This is a genomic window from Prosthecochloris sp. (assembly GCA_015482705.2).
Taxonomy (GTDB): domain Bacteria; phylum Bacteroidota; class Chlorobiia; order Chlorobiales; family Chlorobiaceae; genus Prosthecochloris.
The window spans coordinates 43,824-67,449 of the sequence record JADMLA020000021.1; the positions used below are offsets into that span (position 1 = coordinate 43,824).

General features: G+C 46.6%; 21 protein-coding genes. 8 read left to right on the top strand and 13 right to left on the bottom strand.

Translation table 11 applies throughout. The annotated features are described in order from the left end of the window. The first annotated feature begins 183 nt into the window (after positions 1-183). From QZ209_RS04495 to QZ209_RS04510, 4 genes are all read left to right on the top strand, one after another. The gene (locus QZ209_RS04495; protein ID WP_294345072.1) at positions 184-738 is read left to right on the top strand and encodes an RNA polymerase sigma factor; all 555 of its coding nucleotides are present in this window, start codon (positions 184-186) and stop codon (positions 736-738) included. Between the two features lie 143 nt (positions 739-881). Continuing rightward, positions 882-1,241 (top strand): hypothetical protein, encoded by a 360-nt coding sequence (locus QZ209_RS04500; RefSeq protein WP_294345074.1) that lies wholly within the window; start codon positions 882-884, stop codon positions 1,239-1,241. 83 nt (positions 1,242-1,324) lie between these two features. Next, positions 1,325-1,921, top strand: a complete 597-nt coding sequence (locus QZ209_RS04505) for a periplasmic heavy metal sensor (protein WP_294345077.1) — start codon at positions 1,325-1,327, stop codon at positions 1,919-1,921. Beyond that, positions 1,918-2,586, top strand: coding sequence for a DUF4405 domain-containing protein (locus QZ209_RS04510; protein ID WP_294345078.1), 669 nt, complete (start codon positions 1,918-1,920; stop codon positions 2,584-2,586). The genes QZ209_RS04505 and QZ209_RS04510 overlap by 4 nt, the downstream gene beginning before the upstream one ends. 152 nt (positions 2,587-2,738) lie before the next feature. On the opposite strand, the gene QZ209_RS04515 is transcribed toward QZ209_RS04510, so the two are convergent. Then, positions 2,739-4,247 carry an oligosaccharide flippase family protein gene (locus QZ209_RS04515; protein ID WP_294345079.1) on the bottom strand — a complete coding sequence of 503 codons (1,509 nt, stop codon included), beginning with the start codon at positions 4,245-4,247 and terminating at the stop codon, positions 2,739-2,741. 33 nt (positions 4,248-4,280) lie between these two features. Then, positions 4,281-4,628, bottom strand: a complete 348-nt coding sequence (locus QZ209_RS04520) for a hypothetical protein (protein ID WP_294345080.1) — start codon at positions 4,626-4,628, stop codon at positions 4,281-4,283. A gap of 189 nt (positions 4,629-4,817) precedes the next feature. Between QZ209_RS04520 and QZ209_RS04525 the strand changes: the two genes are divergently transcribed. Then, positions 4,818-5,798: a KpsF/GutQ family sugar-phosphate isomerase gene (locus tag QZ209_RS04525; protein WP_294345082.1), complete on the top strand. Its 981-nt coding sequence runs from the start codon at positions 4,818-4,820 to the stop codon at positions 5,796-5,798. A gap of 77 nt (positions 5,799-5,875) precedes the next feature. Here QZ209_RS04525 and zwf read toward each other — a convergent pair whose 3' ends face one another. From zwf to QZ209_RS04555, 6 genes are all read right to left on the bottom strand, one after another. Continuing rightward, the gene (zwf, locus tag QZ209_RS04530; protein WP_294345084.1) at positions 5,876-7,300 is read right to left on the bottom strand and encodes a glucose-6-phosphate dehydrogenase; all 1,425 of its coding nucleotides are present in this window, start codon (positions 7,298-7,300) and stop codon (positions 5,876-5,878) included. Positions 7,301-7,311: 11 nt separating this feature from the next. Beyond that, positions 7,312-8,214 (bottom strand): phosphogluconate dehydrogenase (NAD(+)-dependent, decarboxylating), encoded by a 903-nt coding sequence (gene gnd, locus QZ209_RS04535; protein WP_294345086.1) that lies wholly within the window; start codon positions 8,212-8,214, stop codon positions 7,312-7,314. 3 nt (positions 8,215-8,217) lie between these two features. Continuing rightward, positions 8,218-11,178 carry an ATP-binding protein gene (locus QZ209_RS04540; RefSeq protein ID WP_294345088.1) on the bottom strand — a complete coding sequence of 987 codons (2,961 nt, stop codon included), beginning with the start codon at positions 11,176-11,178 and terminating at the stop codon, positions 8,218-8,220. Between the two features lie 16 nt (positions 11,179-11,194). Beyond that, on the bottom strand, positions 11,195-12,400 hold the full coding sequence (locus QZ209_RS04545) for an FIST N-terminal domain-containing protein (protein ID WP_294345089.1): 1,206 nt from the start codon (positions 12,398-12,400) through the stop codon (positions 11,195-11,197). A gap of 198 nt (positions 12,401-12,598) precedes the next feature. Then, on the bottom strand, positions 12,599-13,744 hold the full coding sequence (locus QZ209_RS04550) for a transporter substrate-binding domain-containing protein (protein WP_294345090.1): 1,146 nt from the start codon (positions 13,742-13,744) through the stop codon (positions 12,599-12,601). A gap of 71 nt (positions 13,745-13,815) precedes the next feature. Then, a complete protein-coding gene (locus tag QZ209_RS04555; protein WP_294345092.1) occupies positions 13,816-14,535 on the bottom strand; it encodes an SIMPL domain-containing protein in 720 nt (239 codons plus the stop codon). 299 nt (positions 14,536-14,834) lie between these two features. On the opposite strand from QZ209_RS04555, the gene QZ209_RS04560 reads away from it, so the two are divergent. Continuing rightward, positions 14,835-16,274 (top strand): hypothetical protein, encoded by a 1,440-nt coding sequence (locus QZ209_RS04560; protein ID WP_294345094.1) that lies wholly within the window; start codon positions 14,835-14,837, stop codon positions 16,272-16,274. Beyond that, positions 16,262-17,317 (top strand): M14 family metallopeptidase, encoded by a 1,056-nt coding sequence (locus tag QZ209_RS04565; protein ID WP_294345096.1) that lies wholly within the window; start codon positions 16,262-16,264, stop codon positions 17,315-17,317. Before QZ209_RS04560 ends, QZ209_RS04565 begins: the two co-directional genes overlap by 13 nt. A gap of 196 nt (positions 17,318-17,513) precedes the next feature. Here QZ209_RS04565 and QZ209_RS04570 read toward each other — a convergent pair whose 3' ends face one another. The 5 genes from QZ209_RS04570 to QZ209_RS04590 all read right to left on the bottom strand — a co-directional run bounded on the left by QZ209_RS04570 (position 17,514) and on the right by QZ209_RS04590 (position 22,639). Continuing rightward, positions 17,514-18,650, bottom strand: a complete 1,137-nt coding sequence (locus QZ209_RS04570; protein WP_294345097.1) for a glycosyltransferase family 1 protein — start codon at positions 18,648-18,650, stop codon at positions 17,514-17,516. 180 nt (positions 18,651-18,830) lie between these two features. Then, positions 18,831-19,292: an aminoacyl-tRNA deacylase gene (locus QZ209_RS04575; protein WP_294345098.1), complete on the bottom strand. Its 462-nt coding sequence runs from the start codon at positions 19,290-19,292 to the stop codon at positions 18,831-18,833. A 402-nt stretch (positions 19,293-19,694) separates the two neighbouring features. Next, positions 19,695-20,291, bottom strand: a complete 597-nt coding sequence (locus QZ209_RS04580) for an acyloxyacyl hydrolase (protein WP_294345099.1) — start codon at positions 20,289-20,291, stop codon at positions 19,695-19,697. A gap of 89 nt (positions 20,292-20,380) precedes the next feature. Beyond that, positions 20,381-21,178 carry a patatin-like phospholipase family protein gene (locus tag QZ209_RS04585; protein ID WP_294345204.1) on the bottom strand — a complete coding sequence of 266 codons (798 nt, stop codon included), beginning with the start codon at positions 21,176-21,178 and terminating at the stop codon, positions 20,381-20,383. A 51-nt stretch (positions 21,179-21,229) separates the two neighbouring features. Beyond that, a complete protein-coding gene (locus QZ209_RS04590; RefSeq protein WP_294345100.1) occupies positions 21,230-22,639 on the bottom strand; it encodes an aldehyde dehydrogenase family protein in 1,410 nt (469 codons plus the stop codon). 173 nt (positions 22,640-22,812) lie between these two features. On the opposite strand from QZ209_RS04590, the gene QZ209_RS04595 reads away from it, so the two are divergent. Beyond that, positions 22,813-23,568, top strand: a complete 756-nt coding sequence (locus QZ209_RS04595) for a TerC family protein (protein WP_294345101.1) — start codon at positions 22,813-22,815, stop codon at positions 23,566-23,568. Positions 23,569-23,626: the final 58 nt, after the last annotated feature.

Consider the following 23,626-nt stretch of genomic DNA (forward strand, 5'->3'; position numbering starts at 1 on the left):
TACAGTGCGGAAAATCGTTACCCTGCGAAGTAATTACCGAAAAGACACCTCGTCTCAGGAAAACCAGAAACAACCATTTGGGTACAATCACGTTAGGACTATAGATAAAAGGTCGTTATACTTTTGCTTGTGACGTAACAAAAACGATACGGCATTTATTCCTTACACACAAGAGAGCAAAGCTTGGAGCAAAACGGGCATTCAATACAGGAAGATGAATTCAGTACTATCGTCGCCGAGCACCAAGATATGGTGCTCAATACCTGTTACCGTTTCGTAATGAACAGAGAGGATGCCGAAGATATCGCACAAGAGGTTTTCCTTGAAGCCTATCGTTCACTCGGAAGTTTCAGACAGGAATCCAAGCTTTCCACCTGGATTTACCGCATCGCTGTAACAAAGTCACTCGACCATCTCCGGAAAAAAAAACGTAAAAAAAGATTTTCCTCTTTGAAACGAGTCATTGGAGTCAACGATCCTGTGGAAGAGCTTCCAATATCTTCTCAGGAAAGCCCTGTAGAGGTACTTACCGAGAGTGAGAGAACACAGGTTCTAGAATATGCCTTGGACACTCTTCCTGAAAACCAGAAAACCGCTTTTCTTCTCAGTAAATACGACGGTTACTCCAACCAGGAAATTGCAGAGGTACTGCATACCACGGTGTCTGCGGTCGAATCTCTTGTTCACAGAGCAAAAAAAAATCTCCAGAAGAAGCTCCAAAAACATTATAAGAAATAATGGCTATTCATGGTATCTTTAACATTTTCTCTGCACATCGTTCATGTTCTGTAACTACAGATAAAAGGATAACTACTTTTTTCATCCTGCAGTGCAAGGATTGCAACTCAGGAACGTCTAAGTAAATGGAACAAACTATGACTATGATGAACCAAAAAGCTCACATAGATACCCAAGTCCAGAAAACCATGGAAGCGCTTGACAACCTTCCCGAGTTGAAGGCACACTACCTTTTCAGGGCAAAGGTAATGGAACGAATTACACAGGAAACTCTGGTACATGCTCAGCAAGCCAACCCCGCCATGCGAAGTGTAAAATTTGCGTTGATGGCTTTTCTGCTGATTATCAATATCGGATCCGCACTTGTTCTCATGCTTTCGAACGATACAGAGCAAACTTTCAGTAAGCAAGACCCCCTTGAAAGCCTGACGAACGAATACAGCAGCCCCGCCCTTTCATATTATCTGGATAACGACAACAGCGTTGAAGATCCCGATGAATAAACATATGACTTCAACCGATACGCTCTCTGCAGTGAGAAGCAGGCGTCACATGCACATACTTGTTTGAACCAAACAATCTTCGTATGGATTTTCTTTCATCCAAACGTTTCATCTCGATTACGCTCGCTATACTGATCGTTTTAAATCTTGCTCTGCTCGGAACGCTCTGGTGGCAAAACGTCAAAACTCCAACGAAAAACGAAACAGTGGTCAAGACCATCAAAGACACAAAAAAACGATCGTTTTTCGAAAAAGAACTGAACCTGACCGATGAACAAAGCAAAGAATTCAACGCACTGAGACAGCAGCATTTTCAGGGAACGTTACCGGCTCTCGTAACGATCTCGAGCCTCAAACGCAAACTGATTCAGGAAGCGATCAAAACCGATCCGGATACGCTCGAAATCAAAGTCCTTGCCGAACGAATCGGCTCGCTACAGGCAGTCATTGAATACAGACTCGCATGGCATTTCAACGGCCTTTCAAACGTATGCTCGCCCGAACAGCGGGATTCGCTGCAAAGCGTCCTTGAAAAAGTAACGGCAAAGCCGTATAAATTGAAGAGCAGGTTGTTTCTCAAACGAATACGGCTCACCCCTATCAAGGAAAATAACGTCGCAGAGCAAGACACAACCAATGATAAAAATCGGGACAAACAATCAGAGGCAACACCACAATGAAAAAGAAACGATTCAGCTGGAGAGCTTTCATCAGCCTTGGTCTTTTTATTGCATTTCTCATGTTGTTCGTTTCTGGAATTATCCTCTATTTGGCCCCTCCCGGAAGAGTCGCAAACTGGACAAACTGGCAAATCCTCGGGCTCAGCAAGCAGGATTGGCAAAACCAGCACACATTATTCAGCCTTGCTTTTGCCATCCTCTCCATCTTTCATCTTTTTTCCATCAACTGGAAAGCTTTCTGGTCCTATATCGTAGCTAAAGCCCATGCAGGACCGGGCAGGCCTATCGAGATTTTCAGCATTCTTTTCCTTGCACTGCTTTTCGGAATCGGGACGCATTTGAAAATTCAGCCATTCTCGACAGTAATCGATTTCGGCGACGCTCTTTCTGAATCTTGGGAAGAGCCGCAGCAAAGTCCTCCGATACCTCACATGGAAAGGATGACCTTGAGAGAAATCGCCGAAAGATTCACCAGAGGCCAAAGCCCTGAATCACTGCAAAAACAACTCGAGGAAGCTGGTATTACCGCCCCGTCTCTGGATCAGACGCTTGAAAGCATTGCACGTGAAAACAATACGTCGGCACAAGAAGTATACAAACTGTTAGGCATCGACGCCGTCCCGAAATCCGGCATGGGAAAAGGAAAGGGAAAAAACAGACGGTGATGTATCGACTCCCGAAAATGTCTACCTTCCGTTCTATCGGTTCTCTTCGAGCTTGAATTCTGAAAGCCCATTACAGCCTGTAGCTATAACAAACAAACAACGGTAGCCCGTAGTGTAAAAAGTTGCTGTTGTGCACAACCTTCTGCGACAAGTTATTCACTGTCGACATCGCTTTTCGTTTTCGAACCGAGCAGCTTGAAAACAAACGTCACTTCATTGCTGAACACAACAAGAATAATCCCGAGGTAACAGATCGTCAGAACGGTTTCAAACCATATACTCTGGATTCCTGCAGTAACCGGAAGACGAGTCAAAGCAATACCGGTCACGAATAAAAGCAGCAGTTTCCTCCACTCGTACCTGTTGGGATACACTTTTAACGAGAAATACCCCATACAAGCACTCATCACAACCGTTCCGGCAAGTATAGCGACCGCGGCCCCCTCCATTCCCATCAACGGCACAAGCCAAAGACAAACCACCGTTGTAACACCTGCGCCAGCGAAAGTAACGGCCGGCAGATATCTGGTACTCCCGGTGATCAGAATACCGGCTGTAAGATTTGTCGAGATCATGTCGAAAACGTAACTGAAAAATATCCAGGGCAGAATTGAAAGACCTATCCAGTATTCAGGAGGCAACATATACAATTGATCAAAATAATGGTAGCGTATCAGGTCCGGAACATAAAAAGTTCCGGCAAGAGCGATAACCATGGCAAATACGGTTGAAATGCTCAGCACGTAACGAAAAAGGGTTTTGGCCTCGGGATCTTCTGCATGTTGCAGGAAAAAAGGCTGCCATGCGAATCTGAATACCTGAATGAAAAGTTGAAGCAGAATACCGAATGCTGCAACACGGCCGTAAATCCCTACAATATCGGACTGGGCGTAACCTGATCCGTAAATTCTTTCAATGTCTTCAAGCCTCATTCGTATAAGAACGTTCCGATCGATAAGATGAACCAGCAACCCGGCAATCCCTGTAGGAACATAGGGCAACCCTATTCTCAGCATTTCACGGAGCGTGTCGGAAGAAAAAAAACGCCTGAACTGTCTGAACACCGGTACAACAATCAGCAGGCTGATCGATGACCCCACAATATTGGCAATAAAAGCTCCTTTCAAACCGTTATTGAAATGCACGATCAATACAAACGCCGTGACAACCACAGCCACGACTCCGAAAACCCTCGCGATTGCAAACTGAACGGCCTTTCGTTTCAGCCGTAGTTCAGCGAAAGGAATAACCAGCATCGCATCGAGCCAGAGAATTATCGCTGCATAGCGTATAAACTCCTGCTGATTAGCCGACAAGCCTATCAGCTCGGCAATTCCAGGAGCAAAAAACTGAATACAGGCGGTAAATGCAGTGGAAGTCAGAAGAAGTGAAATAACTGCCGTTGAAAAACACCGGGCGCTGTCGCCTCCTGACCGCGCATCGTCTGATGCAACTTTAAGATAGGAAGTCTCCATGCCGTAAGCGAACAGAACATTCGCAAGGGCGATGTTCGCGTATATCAGTGCATGCACCCCATTATCGAAGGTATCGAGAAGATTCGCATACAAAGGAACGAGCACATAGTTCAGACCCCGAGCCAGAATCGTGCTTGTACCATAAATAACGGTATCTTTTGCCAGAAGTTTCAGCTTGTCAAGCATAGAGAACTTCAGCTTTATTGTCTCCCCTTTCGCTCAGTGCTTACCAGTCCCTTTACCGTTGCCGGCGGCTTTCTCCGAAGGTTCATCCTGAAGTTTCTTCATCTTGTCGAAGGCCGGCCGTAACCTGCCATCTTTTTCCTCAACGGGAATCTTTGAAATAACATCTCTTAAATGCTTTTGAGCCTCGGTCTGCTGCTGTTTCAATTTTTCAAGCTCCTCGCCGGACAAACCAACCGGGTTATCTTCATCGATCAGCGTGTCCCTGATCGATTCGATTTCCATATTCTGCTCTTCCTTCATATGCTTGACAAACTTGGACATAACAAAAAGAAGACCGAAAAAAATCGGTAAGGCGAAAGATAAGATGATGAGCCAACTCATAAATCCTGATGTTTTTTTTGAAAAAAACGCAAAATCAGTTACAATCAGCCTGATTGCAATAAAATATCAATATTAAGTAGTTTTTATAAATATTTCACATGCAAAGCCCGCTATCAACCATTACTGTATCCAGCTCTTCACGGCAAGCAAGCTGGTTGATGGAGAGGCCTATAAATTCAGATACCGATCATGGACTTTTCTCAAGAGAAAATTGAAGTTATCGACACAGGCAAACAAACCATCCGTCACGAAGCGAACGCACTTTCCCGTATCGCTGAACTGCTCGATCATAATTTTTATGATGCCACAGTGCTTCTGAGCCAATGCAAGGGGAAAATCATTATTTCCGGAATGGGAAAATCCGGCATCATAGGTCAGAAAATCGCGGCAACGCTTTCTTCGACTGGAACCACCGCCCTCTTCATGCATCCTGCTGAAGCAGCGCATGGTGACCTTGGTGTCGTTTCGAAAGATGACTGCGTCATCTGCCTTTCGAAAAGCGGTATGACCGAAGAATTGAACTTCATTCTCCCTGCGTTGAGAAAAATCGGTGTTTCCATCCTGGCATTTACCGGCAACAAACGGTCATACCTTGCTGAAAAAGCAGATATCGTTCTCGATGTAAGCGTAGAGCAGGAAGCCTGCCCATTCGACCTGGCACCGACAACTTCGACAACAGCCATGCTTGCCATGGGAGACGCACTTGCAATGTGCCTGATGAAAATGAAACAGTTCACACATCATGATTTTGCCGTGACCCATCCAAAAGGATCTCTCGGTAAAAGATTAACCATGAAAGTATCTGATATCATGGCCACCGCCGAGGCGTTACCGCTTGTCGAAGAAACAGCCCTGCTTACCGATATTATTCTTGAAATGACATCGAAGCGTTTCGGAATGAGTGGAATAACAGACAACGCAGGAAAACTTACGGGAGTTTTTACCGACGGAGACCTTCGAAGACTCATTCAAAGCAAAAAGGACATTCTTTCATTACAGGCAAAAGACGTCATGACTAAAGCTCCCAAGACAGTCACTGCAGACACCCTTGCGGAAAAATGCTTGAGAATTCTCGAATCGCACAGGATAACACAGCTGCTCGTCTGTGACGAGAACAACCACCCTGTAGGGATCATTCACATTCATGACCTCATCACGTTAGGATTGTAACCGTCACGATCGAGAAAAAAAGCAGCTGAACATGGAAGTTGCATTAGCCGATCTCCATGATTCTATACGTTGGTTTGTCACCACTCGGTATATGGCCCCCATGAATGAACCGGATAGGATTCGGGCTCGACATGTTTGAATGAGTCCCGAATACTGTCAATGACTCCCCAACTGCTTTCCACTGCATCCTGGCGGATAAAGTGCATCTGGTCTCCGGCCATCGCATCGAGGAGAAGATGCTGATAAGGCGTCATCTGCTCGAGCTCGAACGATGTTTTATAATCGAATTTCATAAAAACCGGATCGGTCACCAGCTCTTTACCGGGTCTTTTGGAACCAAACCGAATTGCGATCGTTTCTTCCGGCTGGATTTGTATGATAATCTGGTTTGCCGTATAACTGCAACTTTGAGGAGGACCGAAAAAGTTTTGAGGAGGACACTTGAATGTCATAACTATTTCAGTCACCTGTTTTTCAAGATTCTTGCCAGCCTTCATGACGAAAGGGACGTCTTTCCAGCGCCAGTTATCGACATACCATCGAATGGCTGCAAATGTTTCAACTGCCGAATCAGGCGCTACGTTCTTTTCATCCCTATAGCCGTCATATTGTCCAAGAACAACGTTATCCCGGACATTGTCTTTTGTCAACGGCCTCAGCGAGCGTAAGACTTTTCCTTTTTCATCACGAACCGCTTCCGCACTCAGATCGACAGGGGGCTCCATTGCAATTGCCGCAAGTAGTTGAAGGCCGTGATTTTGTATGATGTCTCGAAGCAGGCCCGATTTTTCATAATACGCCCCTCTGGATCTGATACCGAAATCCTCGGCAATTGTAATACTGACATTCTCTATATATTGTCTGTTCCACAACGGTTCGAACATACCGTTGGAAAAACGGAACACAAGAATGTTCTGTACCGGCTCCTTACCAAGATAGTGGTCGATACGGTATACCTGTTCCTCATGAAAAACCCTTCCCACTATGGCATTCAGTTCACGAGCGCTTTCGAGGTCAAACCCGTATGGTTTTTCAACCACTATTTTACGCCATCCCCGGCAAGCCTCACTTTTTCCTCCGAGATCCGCTTTTTCAAGATTATCGATAATGTATGGTGCCAGGCTGGGCGGAGTAGCGAGATAAAAAAGCAAATTACTGCATGAAGAGTCGCTCGTAACCATCTTGTCTATTTCATGCCGCAAGAGCATGTACCCTTCGTTTTCAGTCAAATCGGCACGAACATAGAAAAGGTTGTTGCAAAACAAGTCAAGAGTGTCGGTATTTATAAGTGAATCGGAGGCATGAGCCTGAACGCTCTGTCTCGCATAGTCCCGGAACCCTAAATGATCGATCGCGGAACGGGCTACCCCTATAACCCTGTACCTTTCGGGAAGCTGCTTCCAACGGGCAAGCTGATACAGTGAAGGCAAAAGCTTTCTCGATGAGAGATCGCTTTCGGCACCAAACAAAACAAAGGTGAAATTGTCAAGCTGCTGGTCCATGAGCTTCAGCACTATTTTTCTTTTGGAATAAATCCATGCCCACCGAATTCATGACGAAGAGCCGCTACAACTTTGTCGGAAAAATTGTCTCTCGATCGCGAACGGTACCTCCTGAACAAAGCGTCTGCAATAACAGGAATGGCGACCCCCTGCTCAAGAGCGGTCTCAACCATCCATTTTCCCTCTCCGGAATCGGCAATTTCTCCGGAAAGGTAACCGAGATCCTCGTCTTTTTCGAAGGCTCTTGCAACAAGGTCCATAAGCCATCCTCTTATAACCGAACCGTTTGCCCATACTCGTGCCACTTCCTGATGGTCGAATACAAATCTGCTGTTCTCGAGAACATCGAAACCCTCTCCAATAGCTTGCATCATACCATATTCAACACCGTTATGAACCATTTTCGCAAAATGCCCTGCCCCACTTTCCCCCATGTATCCATAACCGCCGGACACACACATATCTTCAAAAAGAGGAACAAGTGACATAAAAACCTTACGGTCACCGCCAACCATCATACAAGCCCCGTTTCTCGCTCCTTCAAGACCGCCACTTGTACCGACATCCATAAAACCGATCCCTTTTTCGGCAAGCATCTCACTCCTTCTTACCGTGTCGTGATAATTGGAGTTTCCACCGTCTACGACAATATCACCGCCGTCAAGTAACGGTAAGAGAGATTCCAGCGTTTTATCAACTGGATCGCCTGACGGCACCATGAGCCAGCAAATCCTTGGAACAGGAAGTCGAGCAACCATTTGTTCCAGTGAAACAGCAGGAGAAGCCCCCTTTCCTGCAAGTTTTTCAACAGCTTCTCTGGAGAGATCGAACACAACCACCTCATGATGGTGAGCAAGAATGTTTTCTACCATATTCTCACCCATTTTCCCAAGACCGACAAATCCCAGTTTCATCAGCTACGTTCCTCCTCTTTCGATTTTCCCCTTCTTCATCCATCCCGCAGATTCAATTTCCCCTTTTAAAACAATAAACTGCTCTTCAAGACACGGAAATAACCGATCGGCTTCAGCAAGATCCCTCGACCTCGCTGCGCTTTCTATTGCAGCCGCAGCTTTCGAAAACAGCTGGCCACCAACAAGAAGTGCCGCACCTTTTATAGCGTGGGCAGTCAAATAGGCTTTTTCAGCATCACTCTTTGTTATGGCAGCTTTCAATACCGTTATCTGCCGGGGAACATCTCCGAGAAAACTTTCAATAATAACGCTTGCAACATCCTTGTCCTCTTTTAGTCTTCCAAGCATCTCTTTTTCCTGAAAGATAGCGCTGTCGTCAATCATACTATCATTGGGGTTGTTATTCTCACGTGCTGCAGTGAGAGAACGCATTAATGAGGGCTTTTCTGCGAGATATTTCTCGAGCAGCAGCGTAAACTCGGATTTTCTTACCGGTTTTGCCATGTAGTCATCCATTCCGGCTTCAAGGCATTTTTCGCGATCACCTTTCATTGCATTCGCTGTTATCGCGATGATAGGCACCTGAGGATTTTTTACATTGTACTTTCCCTGCCTGGTAAATTTCGCCGTTTCATATCCATCCATTTCCGGCATCTGACAATCCATCAAAACAAGATCGTAACGAACCTCACCCATAGCCTCAAGAGCCTCGACCCCATTTTGTACAACGTCTGCATTATATCCTTCTTTCTGAAGCATTGAAAGCAGTACCAGCTGGTTTACCTGGCTGTCTTCAACCAACAGTATCCTGAACTTCTGCCTTTTCTTTCTTGGAATACCGGAAACTCCGCTGACAACTCGCTCCGAGAACTCAGGAACCGAACCCCTGCACTTCATAATCTCGAGAACAGATGCATAGAGCTCCTTTCCCCGTATAGGCTTCTGCAAGCGCGCACTGACATATTTCCACGGGATCCATTGCAGGTCTGTAGTCGATTCCGCGGAGGTCAAGACAACAAGAGAGCTTTCTTTAAGCGACCTTCCTATTGTTTGAACGGTTTCCTTTATTTTACGATCATAGTTCGATACTGCAATCAAAACAATATCCCATGGGACGGCTTTTTCTGCAGCCTGCCGTATCTTTTTCAGGCCGGAACCACAATCCACAGCCTCATCAAAAGAACAGTTCCAGAGCGAAAAAAATATTTTTATCAATTTTCTGGAAGCCATGCAGGGGTCTATCAGAAAAACCCTCACGCCGGTAAGCTGGGCGTTTTTCTCGTTCCTATACATCTCAGAACGACATTGCTTGACAAGATCGATTGAAAACCAGAACATCGACCCCTTTCCAAGAGTGCTTCTTAGATGTATTCTTCCACCCATCTTTTTGGCGAGCTTGTTTGAAATGGAAAGACCCAGTCCTGTCCCGCCATACTTTCTGATAGTTGAACCATCGGCCTGCACAAAAGGTTCAAAAATTGCTTCTATACGGCTTTCATCGATACCTATACCGGTGTCGGACACCGTAAACCTTATCCGTACATGATCTCCTGCTTCCTCTTCAAGTTCTACGTTCACCAGAATTTCACCTTCATGAGTAAACTTGACAGCATTGCTGATAAGGTTGACAAGAATCTGCTTGACTCGGCTTGGGTCGCCTTTTAAACGAAAAGGTATATTGTAATCAGGCAGAAAGGTATAATTGAGCCCTTTTTTCCTGGCTCTATATGCGAACATCTCCATGATCTCCTCGAGCAGGTCCAGAAGGTCGAAATCTATCTGCTCGATTTCAAGCTTGTCAGCCTCGATTTTTGAAAAATCAAGAATGTCGTTTACCAGGTAAAGCAGGTTTTTCCCACTGGCGTTGATCGTCTCGGCAAATTTTCTCTGTTCAACATTGAGCCCGGATTCGAGTAGGAGCTCCGACATACCGATTACACCGTTCATCGGTGTACGAATTTCATGGCTCATATTCGCCAAAAACTCGCTTTTAGCCCGATTTGCCGCATCTGCTTCTGTCGCCATACGGTTTGCACGAGAGATCGATTCCTCCAGCTTCCGGTTCGCCGTCATCAGTTCGTTCCTCGCCCTATTGGCATCCTCGACAAGATTTATGAGCGCATCCCTCTGCTGTCGCTTGAGAATCTCGGGATCCACAGTCTTTTCATACTGCTTTTTTTCGGAATAACCACGTTTATCATTCCCGGCTTGTCTGCTCACGGCGTAAAGTGGGGGTTCACCGAGCTTGGCACAAAGTCTGTTGATCTCCTCTTTAAGCTCGAGATTCCTCTGTTCTCTTCCAACCATAAACCGATTGAAACGCTCGAGATCATCGAGCGAGCGTTTAAGCTCTTTCTCAATCCTCTTCCGTTCGGAAATATCAGTCGATATCATCACAACAGAGGTCACGTTCCCGTCTTGAACACAAGGCCCGAACCGTGACTCGACATCAACAGCCCTGCCGCCCTGCAGCTCGATTCTGCTTTCCAGTTTCGCCTGTTTACCGGTCCTGAAAACTCTATCGATCGTCGTATGGTAAATTTCATGCTGACCCCCGACAATATGCTCGCAGAAATGCTCTCCTACCGCCATACCCTCACCATGACCCGGCATGCCGCGGTTAAGGTAGATGATCTTGTGGGAAGCATCGACAGCGACGATTGTATCAGGACTGTTAGAAAGTATCGACCCTAACGTATTCTCACTTTTGCGGAGCGAGATAAGGGTCGCATCGAGCTTTTCAGTCGACAGCTCGAGTTCATAGTTCTTGTCTTCGAGCTGCCTTCTCAAATCAGATAGCTCGATGGACTTTCTAATCAAGTTTATATTCTGGTCCCTGAGTGCATTCTGTTTTTCAAGCAGTTCCTGCTCTATCTTTTTACTCTCGAGAGCCTGATACTGCAAAATATTCAACTGCAGCTCAAGTTCTTCATATGAAGGCTTTGTGGTTTTCCTGTTATCCATTGGGTTTGAGAAAGGATTATGCCGATCCAAGCAACCATAGAACCACGGTTTCATTATGAAATTTAGCTTCTGCAAGCTTTTCAACAGAACTATCGATTGGCCCTATCTCTCCATAGGTATAAAAACCTATAATCGGTACGTCGTACCCAAGACACTTCCGGACAACCTCGACTTCTTCAGAAGTTCTTCTGCCAAGTACAAGCTTTCGTCCAACACAGCTGAACATGACGATCAGTTCCGGCTTCACACCTCGAAGACGTTTCATTGCCTGTTGAGCAGCCTCACGTGCACCGTTGATAACATCTCCCCTCGATGCCGAGGTAAGCGTTACGGCACTGCCTTCAGGTATGGAAGCAGCGAAAGTAATGGTCCCTTTCTTCTTATCCACGTTCAAACCACAACGAAGCTGAAAATATCTTTCCCCGGAGGAACCGGCATTTTCATCGATCAGCCCGAACGGGTACTCCATACAGATCCCCGGCAGTCTTCTAAAACGCTCTTCACCGAGAAATTCACGATACAACCCCAAAGCACTGACATTGTCGAATTCTTTGACAACGTTTCCTTCCGAAGAGGTACAATAGAAACTATTGCCGATGGATTCAAAGCCACTTCTCACACCAATACTGGTTCGAACATCTCCTTTCAAAGAAACAAGAAGACCGACAATTGCATCCCGATAAACCTTACCATTGAAATATTGAAATGTATGCTTGAAACGCATATCATCACCGAGATACCCTCCGACAATTTCAAAGTTTTTTCCAAGAACGTCCTGAAGACCTTTAAGCACTCTCAAACCATCACCACCCATCCCGTTTGGAAACACCAGGAGAGAAGACGCTTCTTCAATTACGGCATCGGTGAAGATATCGGCAATCAACGATCTGGCACAGGCATCCTCGTCATTGCTCATATGTAATCCGATTCCCGAATCAAATGATAACATGGAGGAGGTTATCGCCATAACCACAACCGATCCTTCGGAAAAACCTTCTGGCGAAATTTCTCCGGCAGTCGTTCCACCAACCATCGGCACTTCACCAGCCACGGCATTGATCCCTGACAACAACGCTTTATGCTCGAACCGCATCGCTGCGAAAACAAGTAAAACATCCGCTTTTCCATCTGTTTTATCAAAGGCGATCTTGCACGCCTCTGCACCCGCATCATGAGAGTTTTCAAGATGACTCGTCCCAACTCCAACGGTTAAAGCAGACATGTATTTGATACTTCAGTTGAGCATTTCAAGCTACCCGCATGGGATAACCTGCCCCCTCTTCATTAACGAAAAAACTCGCATGAATAACGGTTGCTTACAATACCTGGAGACACCGGGGGAAATTTTAGCTCCAATAAAATACTTATTTTATGCATTATTCCTACCGTCGTCACGTTCAAAAAAAGTCGAAGATAAGAATCAAAATGCATAGTTGAGATATTTGAAAAGAATCAAACGCCATCGTTTCGATGCCGTATAGTCCAACAGAGAACGATTGATTTTTTCGGCAAGAGGACTACCTGGCGGAAGTGCAATTGCATAATATTCATGCTTGAAAGAGTGTTCCAGAACTCTGATGTCTTCGAAACCACCGGAAGCTGTCATGTACCGCATAATCGGTTCATCGTATACAACGGCATCGATACGGCCACCTTGAAGTGACTGCAACGCTTCCTCAATTGTTCCGAATTCCTGAAACGAGATGTATTCTTCTGTAAGAAACTGTATACTTGTGGAACCACTCACGGTCCCTGTCTTTATCGTGTGAAGATCATGCACTCCCTTGATAGGAACATCGAGAGAACCGACAGTAAGTGCCGTTGTAATTGCCGCAGTGAAACCTGAAATAATGATGAGGCTTGCAAACATCCACACGAGGGCCACCATCCTTCCCCCTGGAGTTTTGGGAGCTTTGTCGCCGTACCCAACAGTCGTCATGGTAACTGCCGCCCACCAAAACCCATGCCCAATTCCTTTTGCAGGCGATCCTCCGAATTGCTCGGGATTCTTGACTCTTTCGAAAAACCATACGAGAAATCCCGAAACAAGAAGAATCAGCGAGAGGAGTAAAACTATCCGTAAAAATCCTGAAGAAAAAAAAACCTTTATCACACGTCCCCAATTCGAGCTATTTTCTCTTACCGCAATCGCAAGCCCCGATAAAAAAAAGGGTTGAGAAAAATCAACAAGGTTCTCCCTCTCGCCGGTCACCGTTATCGCAGCAACAGAGGCATCATGTTCTCCCGTGGAAACATTATCAAGCAAATTTTCCAGTTCCGATTCTCTGAACTTATAGGAAAAACCATTGTCCTGCGCAATTTTTTTCCACAGCTCCACACTGATCCCTTCCCATTCTCCCTCTTTGTTTTTCATGGAAAAAGGAGGCGCTTGTTTGATACCGACAATCAGCTCAGTCTCACCTTCAGCTGCGGATAAAGTGCACGGAAAGAACAATGCAAGAGCCACCAGCAGACAACGCACGACAGCTGCCCAGCATTTTGTTTTCCAAAAAAATACAGGATATGATTTTTCAGCACTGAAATCCCCTTCAAACATTACACACATGAAAAGTCATTATTCAGAGAGGTGAAAAGTTGCCGAAATGCCCCTGTAGAGCAGCTTTCGAAAAGGCATTATCAATCAACCAGATAATATTCCAGGGTTGAAACAACTCTAACTTTTTTTATGTACGGAGTATTGCTGTCGCGATCGGTAATCGAAAACTGTCCCTGGCTTGCACGTTTGATTTTTCCAAGACGGCTGCCTGAATCAGCAGCAAACTTCTCGGCAACAGCTCTGGCGTTGTTGGTTGCCGATTCTATCATGGCCGGCTTCACTTCGTTGAGCTTTGTATACAGATACTCCGTACGAGCCTCATAATTTTCCCCGGCAATTGCGATTCCTTTACTTCCAAGGTCACTGAGATTTGCCCTTGCCTGTTTTATCCGTTCGATATCTCCGCTGTAAACACTCACCGTTGACCGTCCTGTATAGCGGAACCTGTAACGGCTTGCATCACCATAGCCTTGCGCTTGACGATCGGTAAAAGAAGGCGGAGAGACTGAAATTTCTTTTTTCGAAAAACCTTTTTGCCGCAAAAAGTCTCTGACAATACCATTCTGCTCAGTCAATGTCTCGACGAGAAGCGAAAGATCATCAGCTGCAACCGAATAAGTAATAGGCCATATGGCAATATCGGCTTGGACCTCCCGCTCAGCCAAACCTTTTACAACCACCGTTCTTTCATATGCCTTGAAACGGGTGAATCCTTCGGCAATGATATATGCCGATACAATGAGCCCGACACAAAGTAAAGCTCCCAGTATAAACGATTCTGCTATTCGTTTTTCTTTCATGAGACCTGTATCTGCATTGCCGGCTTGCGTACCACTGTAACAAGTTATGAAATTGCTGCATTTTTCTATCACTCACCGTAATGATCCTTTGTGCTTACATTCTTCACTTTTATTGAATCCGCAAGGTTACCGTTACCGCTCAGCCGGAAACGATCATAATTCCTTTGAAAACATACATGAATCATTCAACAAAGGTCGTTTATCGTAATAAATTTGCATCTCATTAAACGATTGTTGAGATTTTTATAAAGAGACACATCGACGATGTTCTATTCACAGGTCTTCAACTGTAATAGATTATGGGAAGTAATATCGGTCACGATTTTTTCAATGATGCTGATTTTCGCCAGTTCCGGGAAAACCTGAGAAAAGAAACAAAAATCCTGATGGACTGGTTCTCTTCGGGTGTTTTCGAAGAAAAAGGAGAAATGTGCGGTTTTGAGCTCGAAGGCTGGCTGGTAAACGAAAACTACCTACCTGCCCCTCGAAACGAGGAGCTTCTTGAAAGAGTCAAAAGCCACCTCGTCGTACCGGAGCTGTCGCAGTATAATTTTGAAATAAATACCACTCCTCAACCACTAGACAAAAATTTTCCAGTCTTTTTGCAGCAAGAGCTCTCAAAAACCTGGCGATCTTGTGCTTCCAGTGCGGAAACCATGGATTGCAAAGTGCTCATGATAGGTATTCTTCCAACTATCGAGGACCGAATGCTTACGTTGCAACACATTTCTCATCTACAGCGATATGCAGCCCTGAACCGAGAGATACTGCGTTCAAGAGAGCGCAGGCCTCTGAAAATCCATATCGAGGGTGACCTCGAAACACTCGATGCCACACATCATGATGTTATGGCCGAAGCGGCAACGACGTCGTTGCAGATACACCTGCAGGTCTCTCCCTCAACTGCCGCCCGTCAATACAACATCGCACAAGTACTCTCCGCACCGATGGTCGCACTCACAGCCAATGCACCCTTTCTTTTCGGCAAGGAGCTTTGGAATGAAACAAGAATACCGCTTTTCGAACAGGCTGTCAAACTGCCCTCCTTTTGTGACAAAACCGGCAGGATCATTTCACGAGTGACATTCGGAAGTGGTTATGTCCGAAATTCTCTCAAAGAAATATTTCTCGAAAACCTCGATGGCTTTCCCATACTTCTCCCTGAAATATTCGATGAAGATTTCAACTGGTTGAATCATCTCAGGCTTCATAATGGCACTATCTGGAGGTGGAACCGCCCATTGATAGGCCTGAACGACAATGGGATGCCTCACCTGAGAATCGAGCATCGCATCCCATCTGCAGGCCCGTCTATTCCTGATGTCATAGCGAATATCCTCTTTTTCTATGGAGCGATGTGCTCTCTACTCGAGGAGGACAGGCCTCCTGAGCAGGAAATTCCCTTTGAAGATGCAAGAAAAAACTTTTATCTGGCCGCAAAAGAGGGACTCGATGCCCGAATCGTATGGAAAGCGGGAAAACGATTGACTGTCAGGGAAATTCTGCTGGAAGATCTTCTTATGGGAGCAAGCTGCTCTTTACGGAAGAAGGGTATCGATCCCGAACAGATCCGCTATACTATTGACGAAATACTCAAACCCCGCGTCATAACCGGAAAAACCGGCTCAACCTGGCAAAAAGAGTATATTCATCATCACGGCCCGCAGTTTCAGGAGATGACCCATGCGTATCATGAGAACCAAAATAACCAGCTACCTGTCCACTCATGGAAAATCTAAACCAAGTACAAGCAGAACCTCGACTTAACCTTTACCATACAATACCGGAAAACCTTGCCGATATCCGGGTCGAAGAGATAGATTCGATCCTGCCAGGTCCATCACTCATCCATATCAAAGGCAACGTCTCCCCACCGATGTTCATTTCTGTACTGCTGCACGGCAATGAAACAACGGGTTTTCTTGCCATCCAACATCTCATCAGAGAACTGAACCTCACCGCCAATCCCGCACCGAGAGACATTATTCTTTTTGTCGGAAACATCAGAGCGGCCAAAAAAGGTCTACGCAGGCTTGACAATGAACCCGATTACAACCGCATCTGGAATGGCGACAACCTTCCGGAACACCGGCTGGCCAAGTCTGTTCTAGCTATGCTCTCCCAACAACCATTGTATGCTGCCATCGACATACATAACAATACGGGCAAAAATCCTCACTACGCCTGTATCAACAAAACAGACACATCGTTCATACATCTGGCCCGTAGATTCAGTAAAACAATCGTTTATTTTACAGAGCCTCACGAGGTCATCTCAATGGCCCTTTCCCGTCATTGCCCTTCCGTCACTCTTGAATGCGGGTTCTCGGGGAACACCGAAGGCTTCAATCACGTCTACAACTACCTCGTTCAATGCCTCACGATGCCTGCTGAAGAGCTTTTCGGTCCACCGTCGAACAAGCACAACGACATCTATCATACCATTGCAAAAATAACCGTCCCTGAAAATTCACATCTTGGATTCGGAAACTGTGAACGGAACGTCGATATATGCTTCAGAGAAGACCTGGAAGAATTGAATTTCACTTCCGTTCCAAAAGGGACGAAACTCGGCGTTTCAGGAAGAAATGGCTGCAGCTTGACAGTCATGGATAACAACGGCAGAAATGTTACAGACCAGTATTTTCGTATTGATAATCATGCTATTGTAACCAGAAAAGAACTGATTCCCTCGATGTTCACGAAAAACGAGACGATTATCCATCAGGATTGTTTCGGTTACATCATGGAACCATATCCGATAGATGAGCGAACACGATAACCGGCATTCCTGAAAGTGACGAATGATACCGCGTAGACTTTACGAACGCTCGATAAGCATCGAAAAGCAGGAAAGTACTGGCAGAGCGAACATGGGGAATCTTCTTTTCGTGCTGCCGTCTTCCATGTAAGCGAAAAACCAGGAGCACTGCAGTCAGAAATTCACGAAAGCGAATCGGGGTTGTACGTTTTTTCTATTAAGTCCCCTCCTTTACTTTTCTCCTGATAATGTCCTCGTACTTTTCGATCAGAGCCCCGTTGATAACAGGCCAGGACATTCTCTCCGCCAACACCAGACCATTGTGCCGCTTCTTTCTGTAAAGACCTTTGTCATGGATCAACTGTGTACAGAAATCAAAAAATTGCTCATGATCTCCCGCTTCAGCGATAAACCCCCCATCTGATTGCCGGACAAGTTCCTGGCACCCTCCGACATTGGAAACCACAGCGGGAAGCCCTGATGAAAACCCTTCCAGAACAACGTTTCCAAACGCTTCGGTTGTGGAAGGAAATAGAAAAAGGTCGCTGCTTGCGTATGCTTCAGGCAAATCGGTACCGACAAGGTATCCGGGGAACACTGCATCCGGCATTTTCTCTCGAAGTTCGTCCTCTTCAGGGCCGGAGCCGATCATGACAAACAACACGTCGTTTGCAAGACTGCTTCTGTTGAAGCTGTCATACACCTCCATGACTATCCGGATATCCTTGTACCATACAAATCTTCCGGCATACGCAATCACGGTCTTTTCTCCCGCTCCCCAGGAATTACGCAATGTATCGGACCTGCGCTCAGGATTGAAAAGCGTCCTGTCGATACCTCTTCCCCATACGTCAACGTTATCGATCCCTTTGGACTCGAGTCTGGTCTTCATCTCTCGGGTAGGGGCGAATAAAACATCACAGGCATTGTAGAATTTCCGTAAATACTTCCAGACATAATTTTTGGCAAAACCGAGCCGATAGTAATCAAGGTAGGAAGGAAAATCCGTGTGGTACATGCTGACAACAGGCAAACCACGGTTTCTCGCATATTTCAGAAACCTGTTTCCTATGATATCCGGTGTTGAAATCTGCACAATATCAGGGCCGAAATCGTCCAGCTGTGTTTCTGTCGAGGCGGAAAAAAAACCGAGCTTGTAATCAGGATAGAGAGGAATGGGAACAGAAGGCATGGCGATAACCTTTTCATGGCGCTCTTCACTCGACGAAATATCCGGTGACCATACCATCACTTCGTGCCCCGCCTCGAGAAAGGAGGCGACAAGCTGGTACATGGATCTAACTGCGCCATCTTTATCTTTTACGTATGTCCCGGCATAGAGAGCTATTTTCATACCCTTTGCACAACGTCGTTACAATTCCTGAATCAGCGACAGGGCATAGAAGATGACTAACCTGTAAAAAACCACCGTCGCGAACCTTTGCCGGAAAATGTAACATTTCCAGGGAAAAAACCCGCGACATACCGGTAAGGAGAGGGTTGTGGATTGTATGCAGCGACAAGTCTGTCGAGATCAGACAGACATTGTGATAACGACCGGTTGGACAAGACGCTCGAAATCCGCATAAGAAAGCCTGAGAAGCTCTTTGTGGTTACCTGCACTGAAAACAATCTCCTCATCCTCGGCAAGCTCTTCGGCAACGTAGGTTTTCATGCCGTAAAGATTTCCAAAAGGCGGCATGGCTCCAACCTCACAGCCGGGAAACATATCAGCGAAATCCTCTTCCGAGGCAAGTACCACATTTCCTGTACCGGCAGCATCCTTGAGTTTATCGAAATCCAGCTTGTTCGAGGCCGGAAGCACCGCCATAGCCAGCTTTCCGTCAATGGTCACCATAACGGTTTTTGCCAGTTCCTTTCCAGGAACATGTGCGGCAGCCGCAATTTCCTGAGCCGTGTAGGCAGGGGAATGACTGATAATGAAGTACCTGATGTGGTGACTGTCGAGAAAATCCCTGATCTTGCGTATCGGCATAATTTTTCCTCCTCTGACGTTTGATGAATGTCTTCCACCAAGCTTATCTGCGTGAAACGGGTTAACAGCACCGAGCGCACTGAAGAAAACGTGCAATGACAACAATTTACATGTACTCAGGGGACAAAACCTAAAGGAACCGGGTAAAAAAGAAATAATATGGAGTCGTCACAAAAGCCGGACGTCAAAGGGTACGCAGAGAGAAACAGCCTACTTCCAAAGATCATACCACACGTGATACGGGATCAAATCTCTCTAAAGTCATGCTGCACTCGATGCGGCATCCATACCGGCTTTCATGGAAAAATGGATCCCCGGGCTCGGCCCGGGGATAACTGTGGAACAACAAAACTACTGGACTGATGTCAGCCTGTAATAAATCACGACGAAGCGTTTGATGCATTAAAAATTCACCCTGACACCTGCTACGATGTTGTGACTCGCAATGCTGACGTCCACATCCTCCGCAGGACTGACGTCCCCTGTCGCAAAGTAGCGGTAGCCAAGATCGAGCATGACGTTCGGTATCGCATCGATGCCGACTCCTGCTCCGAACTGATAGGCAAACACCGTATCATCATCGCTGTCCTCAAAATCTTCAAAATCAACATTTGCAATCCCTACACCTGCAGTCAAATAGGGGGTGACCATGGATACAGGCATTTCGATATCCAGATAACCATTGGCCATGAAAGAAAGTATGGAGACTTCTGCATCAACGTTATCGGCAAGCTCGATTCCATTGATCTCATCCCAATCACTGACCTGGTATCCTACTGCACCTTCAATACGGTACATTCCTCCATCGAGACCCAATGCACCGTTAATGACGAACCCGCTTTTATAATCTATGTCTGTCACCCACGATCCTTCAACATCGGACTCACTCAGCAAAGCGAGACCTGCCGAAGCGCTCACGTAGGGGGTTGCCGCCTGTGCAAGCGGTGCCGATGCAAAAAAAACCAGCAGAGCGACACAGAGGCTCATAAACTTTTTCATGGTATTTCTCCGTTTGATTAGCAGTTACGACCGGAACAAAAGAAAATGAATGTTCCTTACAGCGATGTTACTCAAAAAAGCTCCGAAAATCAAGATTTTCCGTAACCTTTCAACTGTTTAAACAAAGGTAAAGAATCACGATAACCCGCTTCGACAAGCTCGGGCACCTGGCGGGTATCGACAAGGCTGAACGTCCCCAAATCCAGCTCGATTTTCAGGTCCGCTTCCTCTGTTTGCAAGGTGGTCGATGCTTTCAGTGTGCTGTAGAACGCGTTAAGCAGCAGGTCGACAATATTGTCCGGTTTTCTGAAAATATGGCTGCTCATGAGGTCTACGCAAACAAAAGGATGCCTTCCATGTTCAAGCAGAGGGGAAAGCGGTACATTTTCCATCAACACACCGTCGACCAGCAGACGTCCGTCGATCTCGACCGGTTTGAAAACAGCCGGAATACAGGAACTGGCCATCACCGCTTCGGCAACATCACCCTGCTTCAAAACAACTTTCTCACCGTTACCGATGTCGGTCGCAACAATTGCCAGCGGGACGGAAGCTTCTTCGATCTTTCTTTTTCCCAACAGCTGCCTGACAACACGGCCGAATTTTTTATTGGACAGCAAACCGAACTGTGAAAGTGTAAGCCCGGTGAGATCGAACCAGTCGAGATCGAGAGCGACACGTTCGATCTCACGCCAACCCATGCCGAAAGCATGAAGAGAGGCAATGAACGACCCGATGCTCGTACCGGACAACGCATGCACTTCGATAGCGAGCTCATCGAGTGCCCGCAACACTCCGACATGTGCCGCACCGAGCACCGCTCCCCCTCCAAGGGCAAGACCGATTGACATTGCTTTATCCGGACCGGGTCGCCGCCTTCGACTCATCACCCCGCTCTTTTTTCTGGTTGCCGAGCCGATGCCCGACATTCAAAAAGTTCATCTGAACAAACGAAACAGTTTTCGCAACCATGTAAATTTCGCTTCACTGAAAGGAGGATACCGTAAAGTGTTTTCAGGAAACGTTCTTTTTACATGAACGCTTCTCGAACGGGAAAAGGTTTCAAAACCCGCTTTACCATGGTATACCCCCATCCCGCTTTCTCCAGCCCCTCCAAAAGGAAGCGCAGGAATTGCGGCCTGAAACATGAGGTCATTGATACATACCCCGCCTGAGCGGGTGTTTTCGAGCATATACTGCTGAAAAGAACGGTCCCTGGAAAAAATATACACTGCAAGCGGGTGGCGCACCGAACGTATAACAGCTAGCGCTTCGTCCGGTGTCGAGTAGCTCAGCACCGGCAATATAGGGCCAAAAACTTCCTCTTTCATAACCCGTGAACGTGGAGAAACAGAACGCAGGACCGTAGGAGCACAATAAAGGCGCTCAGGATCGATAGAGCCGCCCGTCACCACAACACCGTCGAAAAGATATCCGGCGAGCCTTTCAAGACGCTCAGGTGTTATAATAGCTGGATAATCCTTACTGCGTTCCGGTATTGTTCCGTAAAAAGTATCGATTGCGCTTTTCATGCAACTGAGCAGTTCATCTTCCGCGTCCCTGTGTACCAGGACATAATCCGGCGCGATACAGGTTTGCCCGGCGTTGAGAAACTTCGCCCAGACAATTCTTCTCGCCGTTACAGGGACATTGGTACGCCGATCGACGACACAGGGATTTTTCCCTCCAAGCTCCAGGGTGACCGGCGTAAGATTCTTGGCGGCTTTTTCCATGACCTGTTTGCCTGTACTGCTCCCTCCGGTGAAAAAAATATAGTCAAACGAAGCGTCAAGCAGTTCACGGCTTTCTTCGAGACTGGCGAGAAACACTTTTATCGCTCTCTCATCGAGATACCGATCGAGAGCTTCTGCAAGTAACCCCGAAATTGCCGGTGCTTGTTCGGAAGGCTTGATCACGAGACAGTTGCCGGCAGCTATTGCGTTAATCGCCGGAGCGATTGAGAGCTGCAAAGGATAGTTCCAGGCACCCATAACGAGCACAACGCCATACGGCTCGCGGAAATAATAACTCCGACCCGGCTGATACCGTAAAGGCGTAACGACTTTTCGAGGCCTCATCCAGGACTTCAGGTGCTTCAGCGCCACCTGTATCTCTGTCATCAGGTAATGAATCTCCGTAAAAAACACTTCGGCCCGCGGCTTGCGGAAATCGCTCTGCAGCGCATCGTAAATATCCTTTTCACGTTCGTCCAGAAAGCGATTCAGGCCCAGAAGCTGACTTGTGCGCCACTCATATGAACGGGTAGTTCCGCTGTCAAAATACTCCCGAAGCTCATGTATCAGCTCCGAAACAAGACGATCCGCACTCTTTTCGTTTTGGTGTTTCATAAACGACAGATTTGATCCTCTCATGTTGGCCTGTATCGAAGGCTACCGCTCGAACGGGTAGTACCGGCCATGCAATACGATGATCACTGCTGCAACACCATTATGCTCCTCAGCGATCATTCATTACATTGCTCCTTTTCTCAATGTATCAACAAACCGTACAATTTTACACCATGGAATGGCTGACGCAACCGGAAGCATGGATAGCTCTGGCAACACTCACTGCACTGGAGATCGTGCTCGGCATTGACAATATCATCTTCATATCGATCATTGCCGGACGTCTGCCGGAATCACAGAGAGACAAAGGCAGAATTCTGGGCCTTGGACTTGCAATGCTCGCCCGTATAGCACTGTTGCTCTCCATCACATGGGTCATGAGTCTGACAACGGGCTTGTTTACCGTTCTGCAGCATGAAATCTCAGGGCGAGACCTGATACTCCTCGGTGGAGGACTTTTCCTGCTGGCAAAGAGCACTCATGAAATCCACCACAGCCTCGAAGGCAGCGGCCAAACAAAACAGCAGCCCGTCACAACCAGTCTCACCTCCGCGCTTGTGCAAATCACGCTCATCGATATTGTCTTTTCTCTCGACTCGGTCATCACAGCCGTCGGCCTGGCGGAAGAGGTTGCGGTGATGATCACCGCCATCATCATCTCAATTGTCATTATGATGCTTGCAGCAAAATCCATCAATGATTTTGTCGATCGTCACCCTACCATCAAAATGCTGGCACTGAGTTTTCTGATTCTTGTCGGAGTAACGCTGGTTGCGGAAGGAGCCGGTTTTGAATTCCCCAAAGGGTATATCTACTTTGCGATGGCATTCTCAGTCAGCGTAGAAATGCTCAATCTTCGTTTACGCAGGAAACAGGCAGAACCTGTTCACCTGCATAAGTCCAGGACCCTCGAGTCTGCAGAAGAGTAAAAAGAAATCCTTTACATCCTCCGAGGAACCGACAATACTGCCAGGATGTTTTTTATTC

Bases quoted from the DNA above. Each gene is read 5' to 3' on its own strand.
- QZ209_RS04565 (WP_294345096.1), top strand. From the start codon at position 16,262: ATGGAAAATCTAAACCAAGTACAAGCAGAACCTCGACTTAACCTTTAC.
- QZ209_RS04505 (WP_294345077.1), top strand. From the start codon at position 1,325: ATGGATTTTCTTTCATCCAAACGTTTCATCTCGATTACGCTCGCTATA.
- QZ209_RS04515 (WP_294345079.1), bottom strand. From the start codon at position 4,247: ATGCTTGACAAGCTGAAACTTCTGGCAAAAGATACCGTTATTTATGGT.
- QZ209_RS04550 (WP_294345090.1), bottom strand. From the start codon at position 13,744: ATGTGTGTAATGTTTGAAGGGGATTTCAGTGCTGAAAAATCATATCCT.
- QZ209_RS04510 (WP_294345078.1), top strand. From the start codon at position 1,918: ATGAAAAAGAAACGATTCAGCTGGAGAGCTTTCATCAGCCTTGGTCTT.
- QZ209_RS04520 (WP_294345080.1), bottom strand. From the start codon at position 4,628: ATGAGTTGGCTCATCATCTTATCTTTCGCCTTACCGATTTTTTTCGGT.
- QZ209_RS04580 (WP_294345099.1), bottom strand. From the start codon at position 20,291: ATGAAAAAGTTTATGAGCCTCTGTGTCGCTCTGCTGGTTTTTTTTGCA.
- QZ209_RS04575 (WP_294345098.1), bottom strand. From the start codon at position 19,292: ATGCCGATACGCAAGATCAGGGATTTTCTCGACAGTCACCACATCAGG.
- QZ209_RS04560 (WP_294345094.1), top strand. From the start codon at position 14,835: ATGGGAAGTAATATCGGTCACGATTTTTTCAATGATGCTGATTTTCGC.
- QZ209_RS04555 (WP_294345092.1), bottom strand. From the start codon at position 14,535: ATGAAAGAAAAACGAATAGCAGAATCGTTTATACTGGGAGCTTTACTT.
- QZ209_RS04585 (WP_294345204.1), bottom strand. From the start codon at position 21,178: ATGAGTCGAAGGCGGCGACCCGGTCCGGATAAAGCAATGTCAATCGGT.
- QZ209_RS04545 (WP_294345089.1), bottom strand. From the start codon at position 12,400: ATGTCTGCTTTAACCGTTGGAGTTGGGACGAGTCATCTTGAAAACTCT.
- QZ209_RS04595 (WP_294345101.1), top strand. From the start codon at position 22,813: ATGGAATGGCTGACGCAACCGGAAGCATGGATAGCTCTGGCAACACTC.
- zwf (WP_294345084.1), bottom strand. From the start codon at position 7,300: ATGGACCAGCAGCTTGACAATTTCACCTTTGTTTTGTTTGGTGCCGAA.
- QZ209_RS04590 (WP_294345100.1), bottom strand. From the start codon at position 22,639: ATGAAACACCAAAACGAAAAGAGTGCGGATCGTCTTGTTTCGGAGCTG.
- QZ209_RS04570 (WP_294345097.1), bottom strand. From the start codon at position 18,650: ATGAAAATAGCTCTCTATGCCGGGACATACGTAAAAGATAAAGATGGC.
- gnd (WP_294345086.1), bottom strand. From the start codon at position 8,214: ATGAAACTGGGATTTGTCGGTCTTGGGAAAATGGGTGAGAATATGGTA.
- QZ209_RS04500 (WP_294345074.1), top strand. From the start codon at position 882: ATGATGAACCAAAAAGCTCACATAGATACCCAAGTCCAGAAAACCATG.
- QZ209_RS04525 (WP_294345082.1), top strand. From the start codon at position 4,818: ATGGACTTTTCTCAAGAGAAAATTGAAGTTATCGACACAGGCAAACAA.
- QZ209_RS04540 (WP_294345088.1), bottom strand. From the start codon at position 11,178: ATGGATAACAGGAAAACCACAAAGCCTTCATATGAAGAACTTGAGCTG.